This is a genomic window from Duganella sp. CF517 (assembly GCF_900110275.1).
Taxonomy (GTDB): domain Bacteria; phylum Pseudomonadota; class Gammaproteobacteria; order Burkholderiales; family Burkholderiaceae_D; genus Rugamonas.
Genome location: NZ_FODC01000002.1, coordinates 817,500 through 832,856 on the forward strand (window position 1 = coordinate 817,500; position 15,357 = coordinate 832,856).

At 63.0% G+C, this 15,357-nt stretch carries 16 protein-coding genes; 3 read left to right on the plus strand and 13 right to left on the minus strand.

Annotated elements, in window-relative coordinates; genetic code table 11:
• Positions 1-16: 16 nt before the first annotated feature.
• The 8 genes from ruvC to tyrS form a co-directional block, all read right to left on the minus strand.
• Positions 17-577, minus strand: a complete 561-nt coding sequence (gene ruvC, locus BMX85_RS10640) for a crossover junction endodeoxyribonuclease RuvC (protein ID WP_090316887.1) — start codon at positions 575-577, stop codon at positions 17-19.
• Between the two features lie 139 nt (positions 578-716).
• Positions 717-2,303: a bifunctional phosphoribosylaminoimidazolecarboxamide formyltransferase/IMP cyclohydrolase gene (purH, locus tag BMX85_RS10645; protein WP_090316891.1), complete on the minus strand. Its 1,587-nt coding sequence runs from the start codon at positions 2,301-2,303 to the stop codon at positions 717-719.
• 81 nt (positions 2,304-2,384) lie between these two features.
• Positions 2,385-2,618, minus strand: coding sequence for a helix-turn-helix domain-containing protein (locus BMX85_RS10650; protein ID WP_008445162.1), 234 nt, complete (start codon positions 2,616-2,618; stop codon positions 2,385-2,387).
• 110 nt (positions 2,619-2,728) lie between these two features.
• A complete protein-coding gene (dusB, locus tag BMX85_RS10655) occupies positions 2,729-3,745 on the minus strand; it encodes a tRNA dihydrouridine synthase DusB (protein ID WP_090316894.1) in 1,017 nt (338 codons plus the stop codon).
• A gap of 114 nt (positions 3,746-3,859) precedes the next feature.
• On the minus strand, positions 3,860-4,510 hold the full coding sequence (locus BMX85_RS10660; RefSeq protein WP_090316896.1) for a histidine phosphatase family protein: 651 nt from the start codon (positions 4,508-4,510) through the stop codon (positions 3,860-3,862).
• Positions 4,507-5,178, minus strand: a complete 672-nt coding sequence (locus BMX85_RS10665) for a YbhB/YbcL family Raf kinase inhibitor-like protein (RefSeq protein WP_090316898.1) — start codon at positions 5,176-5,178, stop codon at positions 4,507-4,509. The genes BMX85_RS10660 and BMX85_RS10665 overlap by 4 nt, the downstream gene beginning before the upstream one ends.
• A gap of 20 nt (positions 5,179-5,198) precedes the next feature.
• Positions 5,199-5,645 (minus strand): D-aminoacyl-tRNA deacylase, encoded by a 447-nt coding sequence (gene dtd / locus BMX85_RS10670; protein ID WP_090316900.1) that lies wholly within the window; start codon positions 5,643-5,645, stop codon positions 5,199-5,201.
• Positions 5,642-6,895 carry a tyrosine--tRNA ligase gene (gene tyrS / locus BMX85_RS10675; RefSeq protein WP_090316902.1) on the minus strand — a complete coding sequence of 418 codons (1,254 nt, stop codon included), beginning with the start codon at positions 6,893-6,895 and terminating at the stop codon, positions 5,642-5,644. Before tyrS ends, dtd begins: the two co-directional genes overlap by 4 nt.
• Before the next feature lie 157 nt (positions 6,896-7,052).
• Here tyrS and BMX85_RS10680 point away from each other — a divergent pair, with 157 nt between their 5' ends.
• Together BMX85_RS10680 and BMX85_RS10685 are read left to right on the plus strand one after the other, a co-directional pair.
• Positions 7,053-8,435 (plus strand): M23 family metallopeptidase, encoded by a 1,383-nt coding sequence (locus tag BMX85_RS10680; protein ID WP_090316904.1) that lies wholly within the window; start codon positions 7,053-7,055, stop codon positions 8,433-8,435.
• A gap of 167 nt (positions 8,436-8,602) precedes the next feature.
• Positions 8,603-9,700, plus strand: coding sequence for an anhydro-N-acetylmuramic acid kinase (locus BMX85_RS10685; RefSeq protein ID WP_090316906.1), 1,098 nt, complete (start codon positions 8,603-8,605; stop codon positions 9,698-9,700).
• A 246-nt stretch (positions 9,701-9,946) separates the two neighbouring features.
• On the opposite strand, the gene erpA is transcribed toward BMX85_RS10685, so the two are convergent.
• The 5 genes from erpA to BMX85_RS10710 all read right to left on the minus strand — a co-directional run bounded on the left by erpA (position 9,947) and on the right by BMX85_RS10710 (position 14,787).
• A complete protein-coding gene (erpA, locus tag BMX85_RS10690) occupies positions 9,947-10,312 on the minus strand; it encodes an iron-sulfur cluster insertion protein ErpA (protein WP_090316908.1) in 366 nt (121 codons plus the stop codon).
• Between the two features lie 118 nt (positions 10,313-10,430).
• Entirely contained in the window at positions 10,431-11,468 is a 1,038-nt protein-coding gene (argC, locus tag BMX85_RS10695; RefSeq protein ID WP_090316910.1) for an N-acetyl-gamma-glutamyl-phosphate reductase, read from the minus strand.
• 166 nt (positions 11,469-11,634) lie between these two features.
• Positions 11,635-12,027 (minus strand): 30S ribosomal protein S9, encoded by a 393-nt coding sequence (rpsI, locus tag BMX85_RS10700; RefSeq protein ID WP_008445137.1) that lies wholly within the window; start codon positions 12,025-12,027, stop codon positions 11,635-11,637.
• Positions 12,028-12,036: 9 nt separating this feature from the next.
• Complete coding sequence (rplM, locus tag BMX85_RS10705) at positions 12,037-12,465, minus strand: 50S ribosomal protein L13 (protein ID WP_056157909.1); 429 nt, start codon at positions 12,463-12,465, stop codon at positions 12,037-12,039.
• A 129-nt stretch (positions 12,466-12,594) separates the two neighbouring features.
• Positions 12,595-14,787 carry an NHL repeat-containing protein gene (locus BMX85_RS10710; RefSeq protein ID WP_090316912.1) on the minus strand — a complete coding sequence of 731 codons (2,193 nt, stop codon included), beginning with the start codon at positions 14,785-14,787 and terminating at the stop codon, positions 12,595-12,597.
• Positions 14,788-14,930: 143 nt separating this feature from the next.
• Here BMX85_RS10710 and BMX85_RS10715 point away from each other — a divergent pair, with 143 nt between their 5' ends.
• Complete coding sequence (locus BMX85_RS10715; protein WP_090317707.1) at positions 14,931-15,356, plus strand: OsmC family protein; 426 nt, start codon at positions 14,931-14,933, stop codon at positions 15,354-15,356.
• The last annotated feature ends 1 nt before the right edge of the window (position 15,357 follow it).

The window sequence follows — 15,357 nt, forward strand, 5'->3', positions numbered from 1 at the left end:
TTTTAATCAAGGGGAGTTAGCCGACCAGGCGGCCGTTCTTCATGCGCAGGCCGGCCAGCGGGCCGCTGCGGGCGCCGCTGGTGCCGTTGCCGGCGCCGGCGATCAGGGTCAAGGTCTCGCGGCTGTGGGCGTGGCAGATGGCGATGCCGAGCGCGTCGGCGGCGTCGGTGCCGGGCAGGCCGGGCAAGGACAGCAAGCGCGCCACCATGTCCTGCACCTGCGCCTTGACGGCGCGGCCGGTGCCGACCACGGCCTGCTTGACCTGGGTCGGCGAATACTCGGCCACGCTCAGTTGGGCCGACACCAGCGCGCAGATGGCCGCGCCGCGCGCCTGGCCCAGCAGCAAAGTCGACTGTGGATTGACGTTGACAAACACCTGCTCGATGGCCGCGCACTCGGGCTGGTAGATGCGGGCGACCTCGGCCACGCCATCGAGGATCACCTTCAAGCGCGCCGGCAAACCGCCGTCGCCGCTCTTGATGGTGCCCGAGGCGACATAGTACAGCTGCGCGCCCTGCTTGCGAATAACGCCAAAGCCGGTGGTGCGCAAGCCGGGGTCGATGCCGAGAATTATCATTGATGGATTGTATGCAGTAAAGAAAGCGCCCGCAAGGCAGCGGGCGCTTTTCCGCGGGGTCAAGTCTGTCATTCGGACACGACCCCGGCCGTTGCGGGCGGATCCGGCGCGACGCCGCCATCCGCCCCACGGCGGCGGCTTAGTGACGGAAGTGGCGGATACCGGTGTAAACCATGACCACGCCGCGCTCGTTGGCCGCGTCGATCACTTCCTGGTCGCGCATCGAGCCGCCCGGATGGATGACGCAGGCCGCGCCGGCATCGACCACCACGTCCAGGCCGTCGCGGAACGGGAAGAACGCGTCCGACGCCACCACCGAACCGGTCAGCGACAGGCCGGCGTTCTGCGCCTTGATCGAGGCGATGCGGGCCGAGTCGATGCGGCTCATCTGGCCGGCGCCCACGCCCAGGGTCATGTTATTGCCGCAGAAGACGATGGCGTTCGACTTGACATACTTGGCCACGCGCCAGGCGAACATCATGTCCTGCAACTGCTGCGGCGTCGGCTGCCGCTTGCTGACCACCTTCAAGTCGGTCAGCAGCACGTTTTTCGCGTCGGCCGACTGCACCAGCAGGCCGCCGCCGACGCGCTTGAAGTCCATCGCGTTGACGCCGTTGCCCAGCGGGATTTCCAGCAACCGCACATTCTGCTTGGCCGCCATGATCCGCTTGGCGTCGGCCGAGTACGACGGCGCGATCAGCACCTCGACGAACAGCTTGGCCAGCTCGGTGGCGGCGGCCGCGTCGATCTCGACGTTGAAGGCGATGATGCCGCCGAAGGCCGAGGTCGGATCGGTCTGCAGCGCGCGCTTGTAGGCGTCGACGGCGTCGGTGCCCAGCGCCACGCCGCACGGGTTGGCGTGCTTGACGATGACGCAGGCGGCGCTTTGCTGGAAGCTGCCCATGCTCTTGACGCATTCCCAGGCGGCGTCGGCGTCGGCGATGTTGTTGAACGACAGTTCCTTGCCCTGCAGCTGGCGATAGTTGGCCAGTGCGCCGGCGGTGGCGGCGACGTCGCGGTAGAACGCGGCCGACTGGTGCGGGTTCTCGCCGTAGCGCATGTCCTGCACTTTTTCGAACGCCACGTTCAAGGTGTTCGGGTAGGCGTTGCGGCCGGCGTGCTGGCGGTCCGCGCCCAGGCTGGTCAGGTAGTTGGCGATGGCGCCGTCGTACTGCGCGGTGTGCGCGTAGACCTTGTTGGCCAGCTTGAAGCGGGTGTCGTAGCTGACGTAGCCGGGGGCGTTGTCGGTGGTCTTCATTTCCGCCAGCACCACGCCGTAGTCGGCCGGGTCGCAGATGACGACCACGTCCTTGTGGTTCTTGGCCGCCGAGCGCAGCATGGCCGGGCCGCCGATGTCGATGTTCTCGATGGCGTCGTCGAGCGAGCAATCGGCCTTGGCGACGGTGGCCTGGAACGGATACAGGTTGACGACGACCATGTCGATGGTCGGAATGGCGTGCTCTTCCAGCTTGGCCACGTGCTCCGGGAAATCGCGGCGCGCCAGGATGCCGCCGTGCACTTTCGGATGCAGGGTCTTGACGCGGCCATCGAGCATCTCCGGGAAGCCGGTGTAGTCGGCGACCTCGGTCACGGCCACGCCGTTGTCGGCCAGCAGTTTGGCGGTGCCGCCGGTCGACAGGATCTTGACGCCCAGGGTGGACAACGCGCGGGCGAAGTCCAGCACACCGGTTTTGTCGGAGACGGAGATGAGAGCTTGTTTAATCATGGCTGTGAAAGGCTAGGTGGGTTGATATCTGATTGCGGCCGGCGGCCGTTCCCAGCCGCCATGCCGGAAAAACGCCGCTGTTTACAGCAGGCCGTGTTCTTGCAGTTTCTTGCGCAGGGTGTTGCGGTTGATGCCCAGCATCTGCGCCGCGTGCGACTGGTTGCCGTCGGCGCGCGTCATGACCACTTCCAGTATCGGCTTTTCCACGGTCAGCACGACCATATCGTAGATATTCGATGCCTGCTGCTCGCCCAGGTCGTTGAAGTAATCTTCAAGGCTCTTCTGGACTACTTCCTGGATACTTTCTTTGCTCATTTTGATGTCGTTCGCTCAATAATCTGTTGACGCTGGTAAATCACGGCGGGACTCATGATCCCGGTGCTTACCCTTCTGATATGACTTTTTTGGTACTGGCCAGCTTGGTGTCATGCGGCTTGCAAAACTTCAGGGAGGCGGTATTGTAACCGCTCGCCAAACCTCCACTGCGATTCGAAGAACTGGTCGACGGCGATCAATTGCGCGTCGGTGGACTCCAGCAGATTCATCTGCTGGCGGAACGCCTCGCCGCCCTCGAGGTCGCGCACATACCAGCCGATGTGCTTGCGCGCGGTGCGCACGCCCAGGAACTCGCCGTAAAACGCGTAGTGGGCGCGCAGGTGTTCGTCCATCAGCGCGCGCACCTCGTCGACGTGCGGCGACGGCAGATGGGTGCCGGTGCGCAGGAAATGCTCGATCTCGCGGAAGATCCACGGCCGGCCCTGCGCCGCGCGGCCGATCATGACGGCGTCGGCGCCGGTGTAATCGAGCACGAATCGGGCTTTTTCCGGCGTCGTGATGTCGCCGTTGGCCACCACCGGAATGGCCACCGACCGCTTGACCGCCGCGATCGTGTCGTATTCGGCGTCGCCGGTGTAGCCGTCGGCGCGCGTGCGGCCATGCAAGGTCAGCATGGCGATGCCGGCGTCCTCGGCGATGCGCGCGATGTTCAACGCGTTCTTGTTGTCGCGGTTCCAGCCGGTGCGGAACTTCAACGTGACCGGCACGTCGACGGCGCCGACGACCGCCTCGACGATGTCCCTGACCAGCGCCTCGTTCTGCAACAGGGCCGAGCCGCACCAGCTGTTGCAGACCTTCTTGACCGGGCACCCCATATTGATATCGATGATCTGGGCGCCGCGTTCGACGTTGAAGCGGGCGCAGTCGGCCAGGTCTCGGGGGTCGGCGCCGGCGATCTGCACCGCCTTCGGCTCCATTTCGCCGGTGTGGTCGGTGCGGCGCGAGCTCTTCTCCGTCGCCCACAGGCGCGGATTGGACGCCGCCATCTCGGACACCGCGTAGCCCGCCCCCAGCTGTTTGCACAGCTGGCGGAAAGGCCGATCCGTCACGCCTGCCATGGGAGCGACGAAAACGTTGTTGCGCAGTAAATGAGGGCCGATTTGCACTGGCGATACCTGATGGGGAAGAAGGAACCTTCTATTTTAACCGAAGGGGTGCTCAAATAATAAGCACTATTTTTTATGAAATCGGCAAATGTGCAGCCTGGACGTTATGAGCGCTCAGGTCACATCGTCCATCGCGGCCAGACCGAGGTGCTCCACCCCGCCCCAGCTAGTTAGCGCTAACTTCGCGTCGGAGAACGTGAACCGGTTGATGCTGGCGTTCTTGACCTGGAAGTCGCGCGGGCTGTCGAGCTGCATGCCGACCGCCTCGCGGTAGGCGCATTCGAGCACGCCGCCATGGGCGACGACGGCGATGGTCTGGCCCGGATGACGCTCGGCCCACTCGCGGATGGCGGACGTGGCGCGGGCGTAAAACTGGCGGAAACTCTCGGCCACGCGCTCGCCGGGCGGCATCACCGCGTCGATATCGCGCGCCTGCCACAGCGCGAAATCGGCCGGGTATTGGCGCTCGACGTCCGCGTACAACATGCCTTCGAACACGCCGTAGCAGCGCTCGCGCAGGTTGGCGTCGGTGTGCACGGTGGCGCCGCCGTACTGGTCGGCCACGGCCTGCGCCGTCTGGCGGGCGCGTTGCAGGTCGCTCGAGACGATCACGTCGATCGATTCGGCCGCCAGCGCCCGGGCCAGCGCGCCGGCCTGGCGTTCCCCTTCGGCGTTGAGCGCGATGTCGGTATGGCCCTGCAGGCGGCGCACGGCGTTCCAGGCCGTCTCGCCGTGGCGGATCAGCAAAATATTGGTAGTGTTCATGCGGTCTTTTTTCTTGGCTTGCGGGCCGGTTCGGCGGCCAGGGCCGGATTCAAGGTGTAGGTGCCGATCAGTTGCGCCTCATCGACGATGTGGCCGTAGATGGCGTTGAGCACGTCGACGCAGGTGAAGCGCCCTTCCAATGGCAGACGCGGCACATCGAGCGCATACAGGCGAAAAATATAATGGTGGACGCGCTCATCGTTCCACGGCGGACAGGGGCCATCATACCCGTAATAGTCGCCGGCCATCGCCGGGTCGCCGGAAAACCAGCGGGTGTAGTCGTTGACGCCCTGGCGCACGGCGGCGCCGTCCAGGCTGGCCTGCGGGCCCGGCTTGCCGCGCGCGACGACGCCGTCGGACAACGCGCCCTCGGCGATCTGGTGCAGGCCGACCGGAATATCGATCAGGCTCCAGTGGAAGAAATCGTCGCGCGGCATGCTGGCCGGCAAGGTGACGCCGGCGCGGTTGACGTCGCAGGCGTCGCGCGGCACGTCGCCGTCGATGCACAGCAACACCAGCGATTCGGTGCCGGCCGGCACGTCGCTCCAGCCCAGCTGCGGATGGCGGTTGGCGGACGGCGCCACCTGGCCGTCCGCGCCCAGGGTGGCAAAGGCGCAGGCGGCCGGCATTGCCGTGCCGTCGCGAAAGCTCTCACTCGACAGTTTCATCTCTGGTCTCCCTGCTGTTTTTATTTAGAGCCGGTTTGCAGCCAAAACGTCACGGGTCCGTCGTTGGTCAGGGTGACTTGCATGTCCGCACCAAACTGGCCCGTTTGCACCACCGGGTGGCGCAAGCGCGCCTGCTCGACGAAGTAATTAAACAGGCGCAAGCCGTCGGCCGGCGCGGCGGCGGGCGTGAACGACGGACGGGTGCCGGACTTGGTGTCGGCCGCCAGGGTGAACTGCGGCACCAGCAGCAAGCCGCCGGCCACGTCCGCCACGCTGCGGTTCATCTTGCCGGCGTCGTCCGAAAACACCCGGTAGCCCAGCATTTTGGTCAGCAAGGTGTCGGCGTCCTTGTCGGTGTCGTGGCGCTCGGCGCACAGCAGCACCATCAGGCCGGCGCCGATGGCGCCGATGGTGGCGCCGTCGACCACCACGCTGGCGTCGCTGACCCGTTGCAGCAGCGCGATCATGCGGACAGGGTCACGCGGGCGAACTTGCGCTTGCCCACTTGCAGCACGAAGGTGCCGGCCTCGATCTGGACGGCCTTGTCGCCGATGACGGCGCCGTCCAGGCGCACGCCGCCCTGGTCGATCATGCGCATCGCCTCCGAGGTGGACGGGCACAGGCCGGCCATCTTCAGCAATTGCGGGACGCCGAGCGGCGCGCCGGCCAGCGCCACTTCCGGCACGTCGTCCGGAATGCCGCCCTTGGAGCGGTTGACGAAGTCGTTGAGGGCCTCGTCGGCCGCCGCCTGCGAATGGAAACGGGCGACGATTTCCTGCGCCAGCGCCACCTTGGCGTCGCGCGGGTTGGCGCCGCCGTCGATGGCGGCCTTGAGCGCGGCGACGTCGGCGATCGAGCGGAACGACAGCAAATCATAATATTTCCACATCATCACGTCGGAAATGCTCATGATCTTGGCGAACATGGTGTTGCCCGGCTCGGTGATGCCGATATAGTTGTTCTTCGACTTCGACATCTTGTCGACGCCGTCCAGCCCTTCCAGCAGCGGCATGGTCAAAATGCACTGCGGTTCCTGGTCGTAGTCCTTCTGCAGCTCGCGGCCGACCAGCAGGTTGAATTTCTGGTCGGTACCGCCCAGCTCGAGATCGGACTTCAAAGCGACCGAATCATAGCCCTGCATCAAAGGATAGAGGAACTCATGGACCGCGATCGGTGTCCCACCCTTGAAACGCTTGCTAAAATCGTCCCGCTCCATCATGCGCGCCACGGTGTAATGCGAGGCCAGCTTGATCAGGCCGCGCGCGCCCAGCGGATCGCACCACTCGGAGTTGTAGCGGATTTCGGTTTTGGACGGGTCCAGCACCAGCGACGCCTGCTTGAAGTAGGTCATGGCGTTTTGCTCGACCTGCTCCCTGGTCAGCGGCGGACGGGTCATGTTGCGGCCCGACGGGTCGCCGATCATCGACGTGAAGTCGCCGATGAGGAAAATGACTTGATGGCCCAGATCTTGCAACTGACGCATCTTGTTGAGCACGACGGTGTGGCCCAGGTGCAAATCCGGCGCGGTCGGGTCCAGGCCCAGCTTGATGCGCAGCGGCACGCCGCTGTGCTCGGAGCGCGCCAGCTTTTGCGCGAACTCGCTTTCAATCAGCAACTCGTCGACACCCCGTTTGGTGATCGCGAGCGCCTCTTGTACACGGTCGGTCAGGGGGAGTACCTTAGAGGGGGCCGGCGCTGTGGAGGAAGGGGTAGTCATATATTTTGGGAGTTTTTTTCAAAAAAAGGTAGTCAGCCTCAGGAGTTTGTTATAATCCTCGATCCATCAATCTTGCCGTACGAAAACGAAACCCGACAATAATTAGAAGAAATAAAAGGTTCCTGAATAGTTCAAGCGGCAAATTTTAACTGATTGCATGAACCAAATACATAAATTCACGAGCTCACGCTTGTACAGTCTGATAGCTTCAACGCGCAAAGCGCGCATTGTCAGCGCCTCGGCACTGTTCCTCACAGTCTGTGCGTTCGGCGCCGCCGGCGTCGCGCCGCTGGCTCCGGATCCTGCCGATCTGCCGGTCAAATCCGTGCAGGAAGCGGTCACGATGCCCGATCTTGCGCCGCAGATCGACGCACTGGAACAGCAATCGTCGAGCGAGCACTTCGTCCACGAAGAACGCATCCGCGCCGGCGACACCCTGGCCACCCTGCTCACCCGCCTGGGTGTGGAGGACGACGCCGCCGAAACCTTCATCAAAAAAGACAAGGTCGCCAAAGGCGTCATGCAGCTGAAGACGGGCAAACGCGTGCAGGCGCAGACCGACGACGAAGGCAACCTGCAATGGCTGCGCGCGGTCGTGGTCGACGGCAAGGACATCCCTGTCAAGAACATCAAGATTTCCCGCAAAAACGACCGCTTCGTCGCGGAAGAAGAGCCGGCCAAGCTGGAACGCCGGGTCGAGATGCATGCCCGCACCATCAACTCGACCTTGTTCGCCGCCACCGATTCGAACGAGGACGGCACCAAACTGCCGGACACGATCGTCAAGCAAATCGTCGAGATGTTCTCGACCAGCATCGACTTCCGGGGCGACCTGAAGCGCGGCGACCATTTCAACGTGGTGTATGAGACGTTCTGGCAGGATGGGGAATTTGTTCGCGCGGGCCGCATCCTGGCGGGCGAATTCACCAACCGCGGCACGACGTATCAGTCGGTGTGGTTCGAAGATCCGCAAACCCGGCAAGGTGGCGGTTATTACAGCTTCGACGGCAAGGCGCTGAAAAAGGCCTTCCTGAAGTCGCCGGTGGAATTCACGCGGATTTCGTCGGGCTTCTCGATGCGCGTGCATCCGGTCTCGGGCGAGTGGAAAGCGCACAAGGGCATCGACTTCCCGGCGCCGACCGGCACGCCGATCCGCGCCTCGGGCGATGGCGTCGTCGATTTCGCCGGCACGCAAAACGGCTACGGCAATTTCGTCACGATCAAGCACTGGAACAATTACTCGACCGCTTACGCCCACATGAGCCGCTTCGCGCCTGGCGTCAAAAAAGGCACGAAGGTCAGCCAGGGCGACGTGATCGGCTATGTCGGCAGCACCGGCTGGTCGACCGGCGCCCACCTGCACTACGAATTCCGCGTCGGCGGCGAAGCCAAGGACCCGAGCAAGCTCAACGTGACGGCGCAGGCGCCGTTGACGGCGGCCGAACTGTCGCGCTTCAAGCTTTACGCGGCCGACATGTCGCACCGCTTCGCGCTGCTGCAACCGGGCGGCTCGACCGGCACCCGCGTCGCGGCGAAATAAGCCACCACGCTTTCCCGCTCCATCCGAAACAGGCCGCCGCACCGGCCTGTTTTTTTTCGTCTGTTTGTTTTGCCCTACACACATAATGCGCCGGCCGGCACGCTTGTTCCGTGCGACACCACACGCAAGCTCAGGCAAAATAGCTTTTTCAGCATGAGGAAACAACAATGACCCACTACATCGGTTTGATGTCCGGCACCAGCCTGGACGGCGTGGACGGCGCGCTCGCCGATTTCTCCGGCGACACGATCGACACGCTGGCGGCGGCCTACATCGCGTTTCCACCGTCGCTGCGCGCCGAGCTGATGGCGCTGCAAGCGGCCGGCGACAACGAGATCGAACGCGAGGCGCAGGCCGCCAACCAGCTGGCGCAGTGTTACGCGCAGTGCGTCACACAGCTGCTGGACGAAGCCGGACGCGCGGCCGACACGGTGCGCGCCGTCGCCGTCCACGGCCAGACCATCCGCCACCGCCCGGAGCTGGGTTTCACGCGCCAGACCAACAACCCGGCCCTGCTGGCCGAGCTGTGCGGCATCGACGTCATCGCCGACTTCCGCGGCCGCGACATCGCCGCCGGCGGCCAGGGCGCGCCGCTGGTGCCGGCCTTCCACCAGGCGCTGTTCGGCAAGCCGGGCCAGGCCCGGATCGTGGCCAACATCGGCGGCATTGCCAATATCAGCGTGCTGGACGGCGAAGGCGGCGTGATCGGCTTCGACACCGGCCCCGGCAACGTGCTGATGGACGCCTGGATCGGCCGCCAGCTGGACAAGGAATACGACGCCGACGGCGCCTGGGCGGCGACCGGCAAGGAAATTCCCGAATTGCTGCAGGAGTTGCTGCACGAACCGTATTTCGCGCTGCCGGCGCCGAAAAGCACCGGCCGCGACCTGTTCCACCTGGCCTGGCTCGACGCGCGGCTGGCGGTGTACGGCGACGCCGCGCCCGAGGATGTGCAGTTCACGCTGACCAAGCTGACGGCGGTCTCGCTGGCGCGGGCCATCGAGGCCTACGGCGGCGGCGCGGACGCCGTGTATGTCTGCGGTGGCGGCGCCTACAACGGCGTGCTGATGAGCGAACTGGGCGCCGCGCTGGGCGACCACGTCCTGGTGGCATCGACGCAAGCGTTGGGCGTGGCCCCGAACGGGGTCGAAGCGCTGGCGTTCGCCTGGCTGGGCCACCGTTTCAGCGAACGCCTGGCCGGCAATCTGCCGAGCGTGACGGGCGCCAAGGGCGAACGCGTGCTAGGCGCGCTCTACCCCCGCTAACCCCGGGGGCCCAAACCCCGGGGGCAGCCAACCCCCGGGGGGGGTCAGTGCCGACATTCGGACACGAACTCAAGCCTATCGCCGCCCTTTGGCATGAGGTCGTGTCCGAATGTCGGCACTGACCCCGGCTTGCTTCATGAGGTCGTGTCCGAATGTCGGCACTGACCCCCGGTTTTTTTTGGGGGGGTGTAAACGACAACGGCGGACAACCGAAGTTGTCCGCCGCGCTGTGCAACCAGAACTGATTTATACCGAGAACGAGGAGCCGCAGCCGCAGGTCGACGTCGCGGTCGGGTTCTTGATGACGAATTGCGCGCCCTCCAGGTCGTCCTTGTAGTCGATTTCGGCGCCCACCAGATACTGGTAGCTCATCGAGTCGATCAACAGCTGGACGCCGTTCTTGACCATGGTGGTGTCGTCTTCGTTGACGATTTCGTCGAACGTGAAGCCGTACTGGAAGCCGGAACAGCCGCCACCCTGCACGAATACACGCAGTTTCAGGTCGGGATTACCCTCTTCCTCGATCAGTTGGGCGACCTTTTCGGCCGCGCTATCGGTGAAGATGATCGGCGACGGGATTACATCTACTAGTGATTCGGCGACAGCATTCATTTCAGACTCCTACGTGAAAACATTTAGGTCATTATAGACCGTTGGCGTTGTTTATGCTCCAGACCCCTCGAAAATGGGGGATCGTGTGGCAAATATCAATGCCAGACTGCGCGCAACGTTACGGCAGCAACGCGATTTGCGTCAGGCCGGTCGATTCTTCCAGGCCGAACATCAGGTTCATACACTGCACGGCCTGGCCGGACGCACCTTTGACCAGATTGTCCTGCACCACCAGCACGATGACCGTGTTGCCATTGTCGGGCCGGTGCAGCGCCAGGCGCAGCACGTTGGCGCCGCGCGTCGAGCGGGTCTCGGGGTGCGAGCCGAACGGCATGACGTCGACAAACGGCGAGTCCTTGTATTGCTCTTCGAACAAGGCTTGCAGTTCCTCGTTGCTCACTTCCCTGGTCAGGCGGCCGTACAACGTCGAGTGCATGCCGCGGATCATCGGCACCAGATGCGGCGTGAACACCAGACCGACCTTTTCGCCAGCAAACTTTTGCAGTTGGGCGACGGTTTCCGGGGTGTGACGGTGACCCGACACGCCATACGCCTTGAAATTGTCGCTCGACTCGGAGAACAACGTGCCGATCTCGGCCTTGCGGCCGGCGCCGGAGACGCCGGACTTGCAGTCGGCGATCAGGGCGCCGGCGTCGATCACGCCGGCCTTGAGCAGCGGGTAGTAGCCCAGCTGCATCGTGGTCGGGTAGCAGCCCGGATTGGCGACCAGGCGCGCGCCCTTGATGGCGTCGCGGTTCAGTTCGGCCAGGCCGTAGGCGGCTTCTTCCAGCAGATCCGGGCAGGTGTGCTCGATCTTGTACCATTTTTCAAAGACGGCCTGGTCCTTGATGCGGAAATCGGCGGCCAGGTCGATGACCTTGACGCCGGCCGCCAGCAACTCCGGCGCCTGCGCCATGGCGACGCCGTGCGGGGTGGCGAAAAACACCACGTCACATTGCTTGAGGTCGGCCTTGTCCGGCGACGAGAACGCGATGTCCACGCGGCCGCGCAGCGAAGGGAACATATCGGCAACCGGCAAGCCATCTTCCTTGCGCGACGTGATGGCCGTCAGCTGCACATCAGGGTGGACGGCCAACAGTCGCAGCAATTCAACTCCGGTGTAACCGGTGCCGCCGACGATGCCAACTTTGATCATGTTCGTTCCTTCGAGGTATAAGTGCGTGGAGAAATGGCAGCCATTTTATCAGCCATGCGCGACAAGCGCATGACAGTACCGAATAGCAAAAAAGCAAAAAAGCCGCCCGACACGAGGCCGGCGGCTTTTTCGACAGCACGCCGCAAGCGGCGCGCCATAGCGTAAATTAACGCTTCGAGAATTGCTTTGCGCGACGTGCTTTGCGCAGACCAACTTTTTTACGTTCAACTTCACGTGCATCGCGGGTAACGAAGCCGGCGCGTGCCAGATCGCCCTTCAGCGCTGCATCGTAGTCGATCAGGGCGCGGGTGATGCCGTGACGCACAGCACCTGCCTGGCCGGACTCGCCGCCGCCGTGCACGTTGACTTTGATGTCAAAACGCTCGACGTTGCCGGTCAGTTCCAGTGGTTGACGAATAACCATCAGGCCGGTTTCGCGGGAGAAGTACTCAGCCGCTGGCTTGCCGTTAACGATGATTTGGCCAGTGCCAACTTTGATAAACACACGAGCTACTGCACTCTTGCGACGGCCGGTGCCGTAATTGTAGTTACCGATCATGTCAGTTCCTTAGATTTCGAGTGCTTTAGGTTGCTGGGCAGCGTGCGGGTGCGAACCTTCAGCGTACACTTTCAGCTTCTTGATCATTGCGTAGCCCAGTGGGCCCTTCGGCAACATACCCTTGACGGCTTTTTCCAGAGCACGGCCTGGGAAACGCTGTTGCATTTTCAGGAAGTTGGTCTCGTAGATGCCGCCTGGGTAGCCCGAGTGACGGTAGTAGGTCTTCTCGGTGGCTTTGGTGCCGGTCACGCGCAGTTTGCCTGCGTTGATGATGACGATGAAATCGCCGGTATCGACGTGAGGAGTAAATTCTGGCTTGTGTTTGCCGCGCAGTCGGAGTGCCACTTCGCTGGCAACACGTCCGAGGACTTTGTCCGTCGCGTCAATCACGAACCAATCGCGCTGGACTTCATGGCCCTTAGCGGAAAAAGTTTTCATGTTGACTTCCTAAATAATAAAACACGCTCAAATGGTGGTTCCGCCATTGCTTCAGCGGACTCGGCCTTCTTATTTACTTTCCTGAGCGAACGGAAAGCCGACAAGTATAAGCGGCAACCACCAGCCGAGTCAAGCCGCCATTTGGTCTTCCGCCAGCTGCGGCTCGCCGTAGCGGAAAACATTGACGACATTGAAAGTCGTGTCCGGCACGTACAGGCGGCCCTTGGCGGCGTGGATGAAGTACGGCATCCACACCCCGCCCGCGTCCGGATACTTCTTGAACACCGAAATGCCGGTCTCGTAGGTCAGGCCGTCCTCGCCGATGCGGAACACCTTCAGCGCGCGGTTGACCAGGTCGTTGACCATCAAGCGGTCGCCGTCGATGCAGACGCTGGCCGGCAGCATGAATTTCTCATAGTCGACATCGACGTCGTCGCAGTAGCCGAGGTAGCCGTAGCTCCACAAGCTCCGGCCCTCGCGGTCGAACACGCGCAGGCAGTTGTTGAACTGGTCGCAGACGAACAAGCGGTCGTTGGCGTCGATGGCGATGTCGCACGGCGTGAAGTCGCCGTCCGCGTGCCAGCGGAAGTTCTTGCGGAACGCCACGTAGCCGGTCGGCTGGATCTGCCACATCGAAATACGGTTGTTGAGCGAGTCGGCGATATAGATCTCGCCCCGGCTGTTGACGGCGATGCCCTGCGGCGCCTTCAAGGTGCCGTCGCCGCCGATGCCCTCGCGGCCGAACGGCACGCCGTAGTTGATCAGGAAGCCCGACGGACTGAACTGATACATCGACACCGTGCACATGTTGAAGTTGGTGACGAAGATGAGCGGCGTGCCCGGGCAAATCTGTCCCAGCGGCGGCGTGTGCGGATAATAGACATCCATCGCCAGGTCGCCCGGCACGAAGAAGCCGCGCATCATGTCCTGCATCTGGTGGTAGGGGTCGCTGTCGGTATTAAAGGTTTTCATGCACCAGTTGCCGGAATCGATATTCAGCGAACCGCGCCCGATGCGCGCCAGCGGATCGATGCCCGCATGGGTGCGGAACTGGTCGTACCAATACTGGTAGACGCGCGTGGTGGCGGTGGCCCACTGGTCGATCCAGCTGCCGCCGGCGAGCTCCCGCGGCGGCGCGCGGCGGTCCGGATCGATGCCGAGCACGGCGGTCATGCAGTTGAACTGCGACGTCTTGCGCAGGCGGTCCTGGTCGTCGCGACGGTGGCCGACCGATGCGATCAGCAGCGCCTCCTCCTCGCCCTTGATGCGCGGGATGCGCACCTTGATAATGCTCGACGCAAACGGTTCGCTGACGTAATACACGTCCGGCTCGGTCGCCGCGCACACCTGATAGGGGCCGACGAACACCACGTCCTCGAGCACGCCGTAGACCAGGTCGGACAGCGAATGGACCGGCTCCATGCGGTGGTTCCACAACGGCTGCAGGCCGTTGACGATGGTGACCAGCTCGCCCTCGAGGTTGTAGACGGCGATGGCGTTTTCGATGTGGCCCGGCACGAACACGCGGTCGCCGACCACGCACACCGAACGCATCACGTTGAACTTGCCGATGCCGGTCGGCTTGCCGTGCTGGTGCAGCATCACCGTCTCGTGCGGCGCCTGCACGCATTCGTCGACGATGGGCCAGTCGGTGCTGATCTTGAGCACTTCGTAATGGCCGGTGTTGGCGAGGTAAATATTGCCCTTGGCATCGCTGGCGATGCCTTGCGGCCACAGCAACTCATGCCCCGGGCCGGGGCCGCCGACACGACGAAACTGGCTGACGAACTTGCCTTCCAACGTGAACTTGACGCAGCGGCTGGCGAGATCGTCCTCGGTGTGGAAGAACTCGTCGCAAATGTAGAGGTAGTCGACGCCGTCGCGTTCGCGCACCGTGGTGATGCCGTTGGGATCGGACAGCGGCAGGTAGTCGCCCTCACCCTGGCCCTCGCCGAACGCAAAGCTGAACCACACCTCGTGCTCGTCGTAGCCGAAGGCGGCCACCCTGCCATGGCCCATGTCGGTACAGTACATGAGCTTGTCGGAAGGATGGGGGCAGACATGGAATGGCATCAGCAGGCGCGGCGCCTGCGGCGTGGCCTCGCCGGGACCTTCGATCACGTGCAACAGGGTGGACAAATCGGGGGCGAACACCAGCAGGCGACTGTTGCCGGTGTCGCACACCCACAGCCGGCCATAGCGGTCGGCGTGCACGCCGACCGGGGAATTGAGCGTGAAATCGTCGGCCAGTTCGCCGACCGTCGTACTGCCCGGCTTGGTCAGATCACCATATGAACAAAGGTACTCAATAGCTTGGCTCATTAAATGCTCCTTGATTTTAGTCAAACAAAGCGCATTAAATTATCAAGCGGGTGCGGTGGATGTCCAAGCGAAAAAACTTCATGCAAGCCACTCGCCGCCGGACTCCTTTACAATATGGGCAACGATCTTTAACGGAGAGAATGATGGAATGCAAAGTCAGCTGGAACGGCCCGTCGGGCATGAGTTTTTTGGCCCAGACCGGCTCCGGCCATCTGGTCAACATGGACGGCGCGCCCGAGGGTGGCGGCCACAACCTGGCGCCGCGCCCGATGGAAATGGTGTTGCTCGGCACAGGCGGTTGCACGGCGTATGACGTGGTGCTGATTTTGAAGAAGGGCCGCGCCGATGTCCGCGGCTGCGAATGCACGTTGAAGGCGGACCGCGCCGACGTCGATCCGAAGGTGTTCACCAAGATCAATTTCCACTTCGTCGTCACCGGCAAAGGCTTGAAGCCGGAGGCGGTCGAGCGCGCGATTTCGCTGTCGCATGACAAGTATTGCTCGGCGTCCATCATGCTCGGCAAGATGGCCGAGATCACGCACTCGTTCGAAATCGTCGACGTCGCGTAAT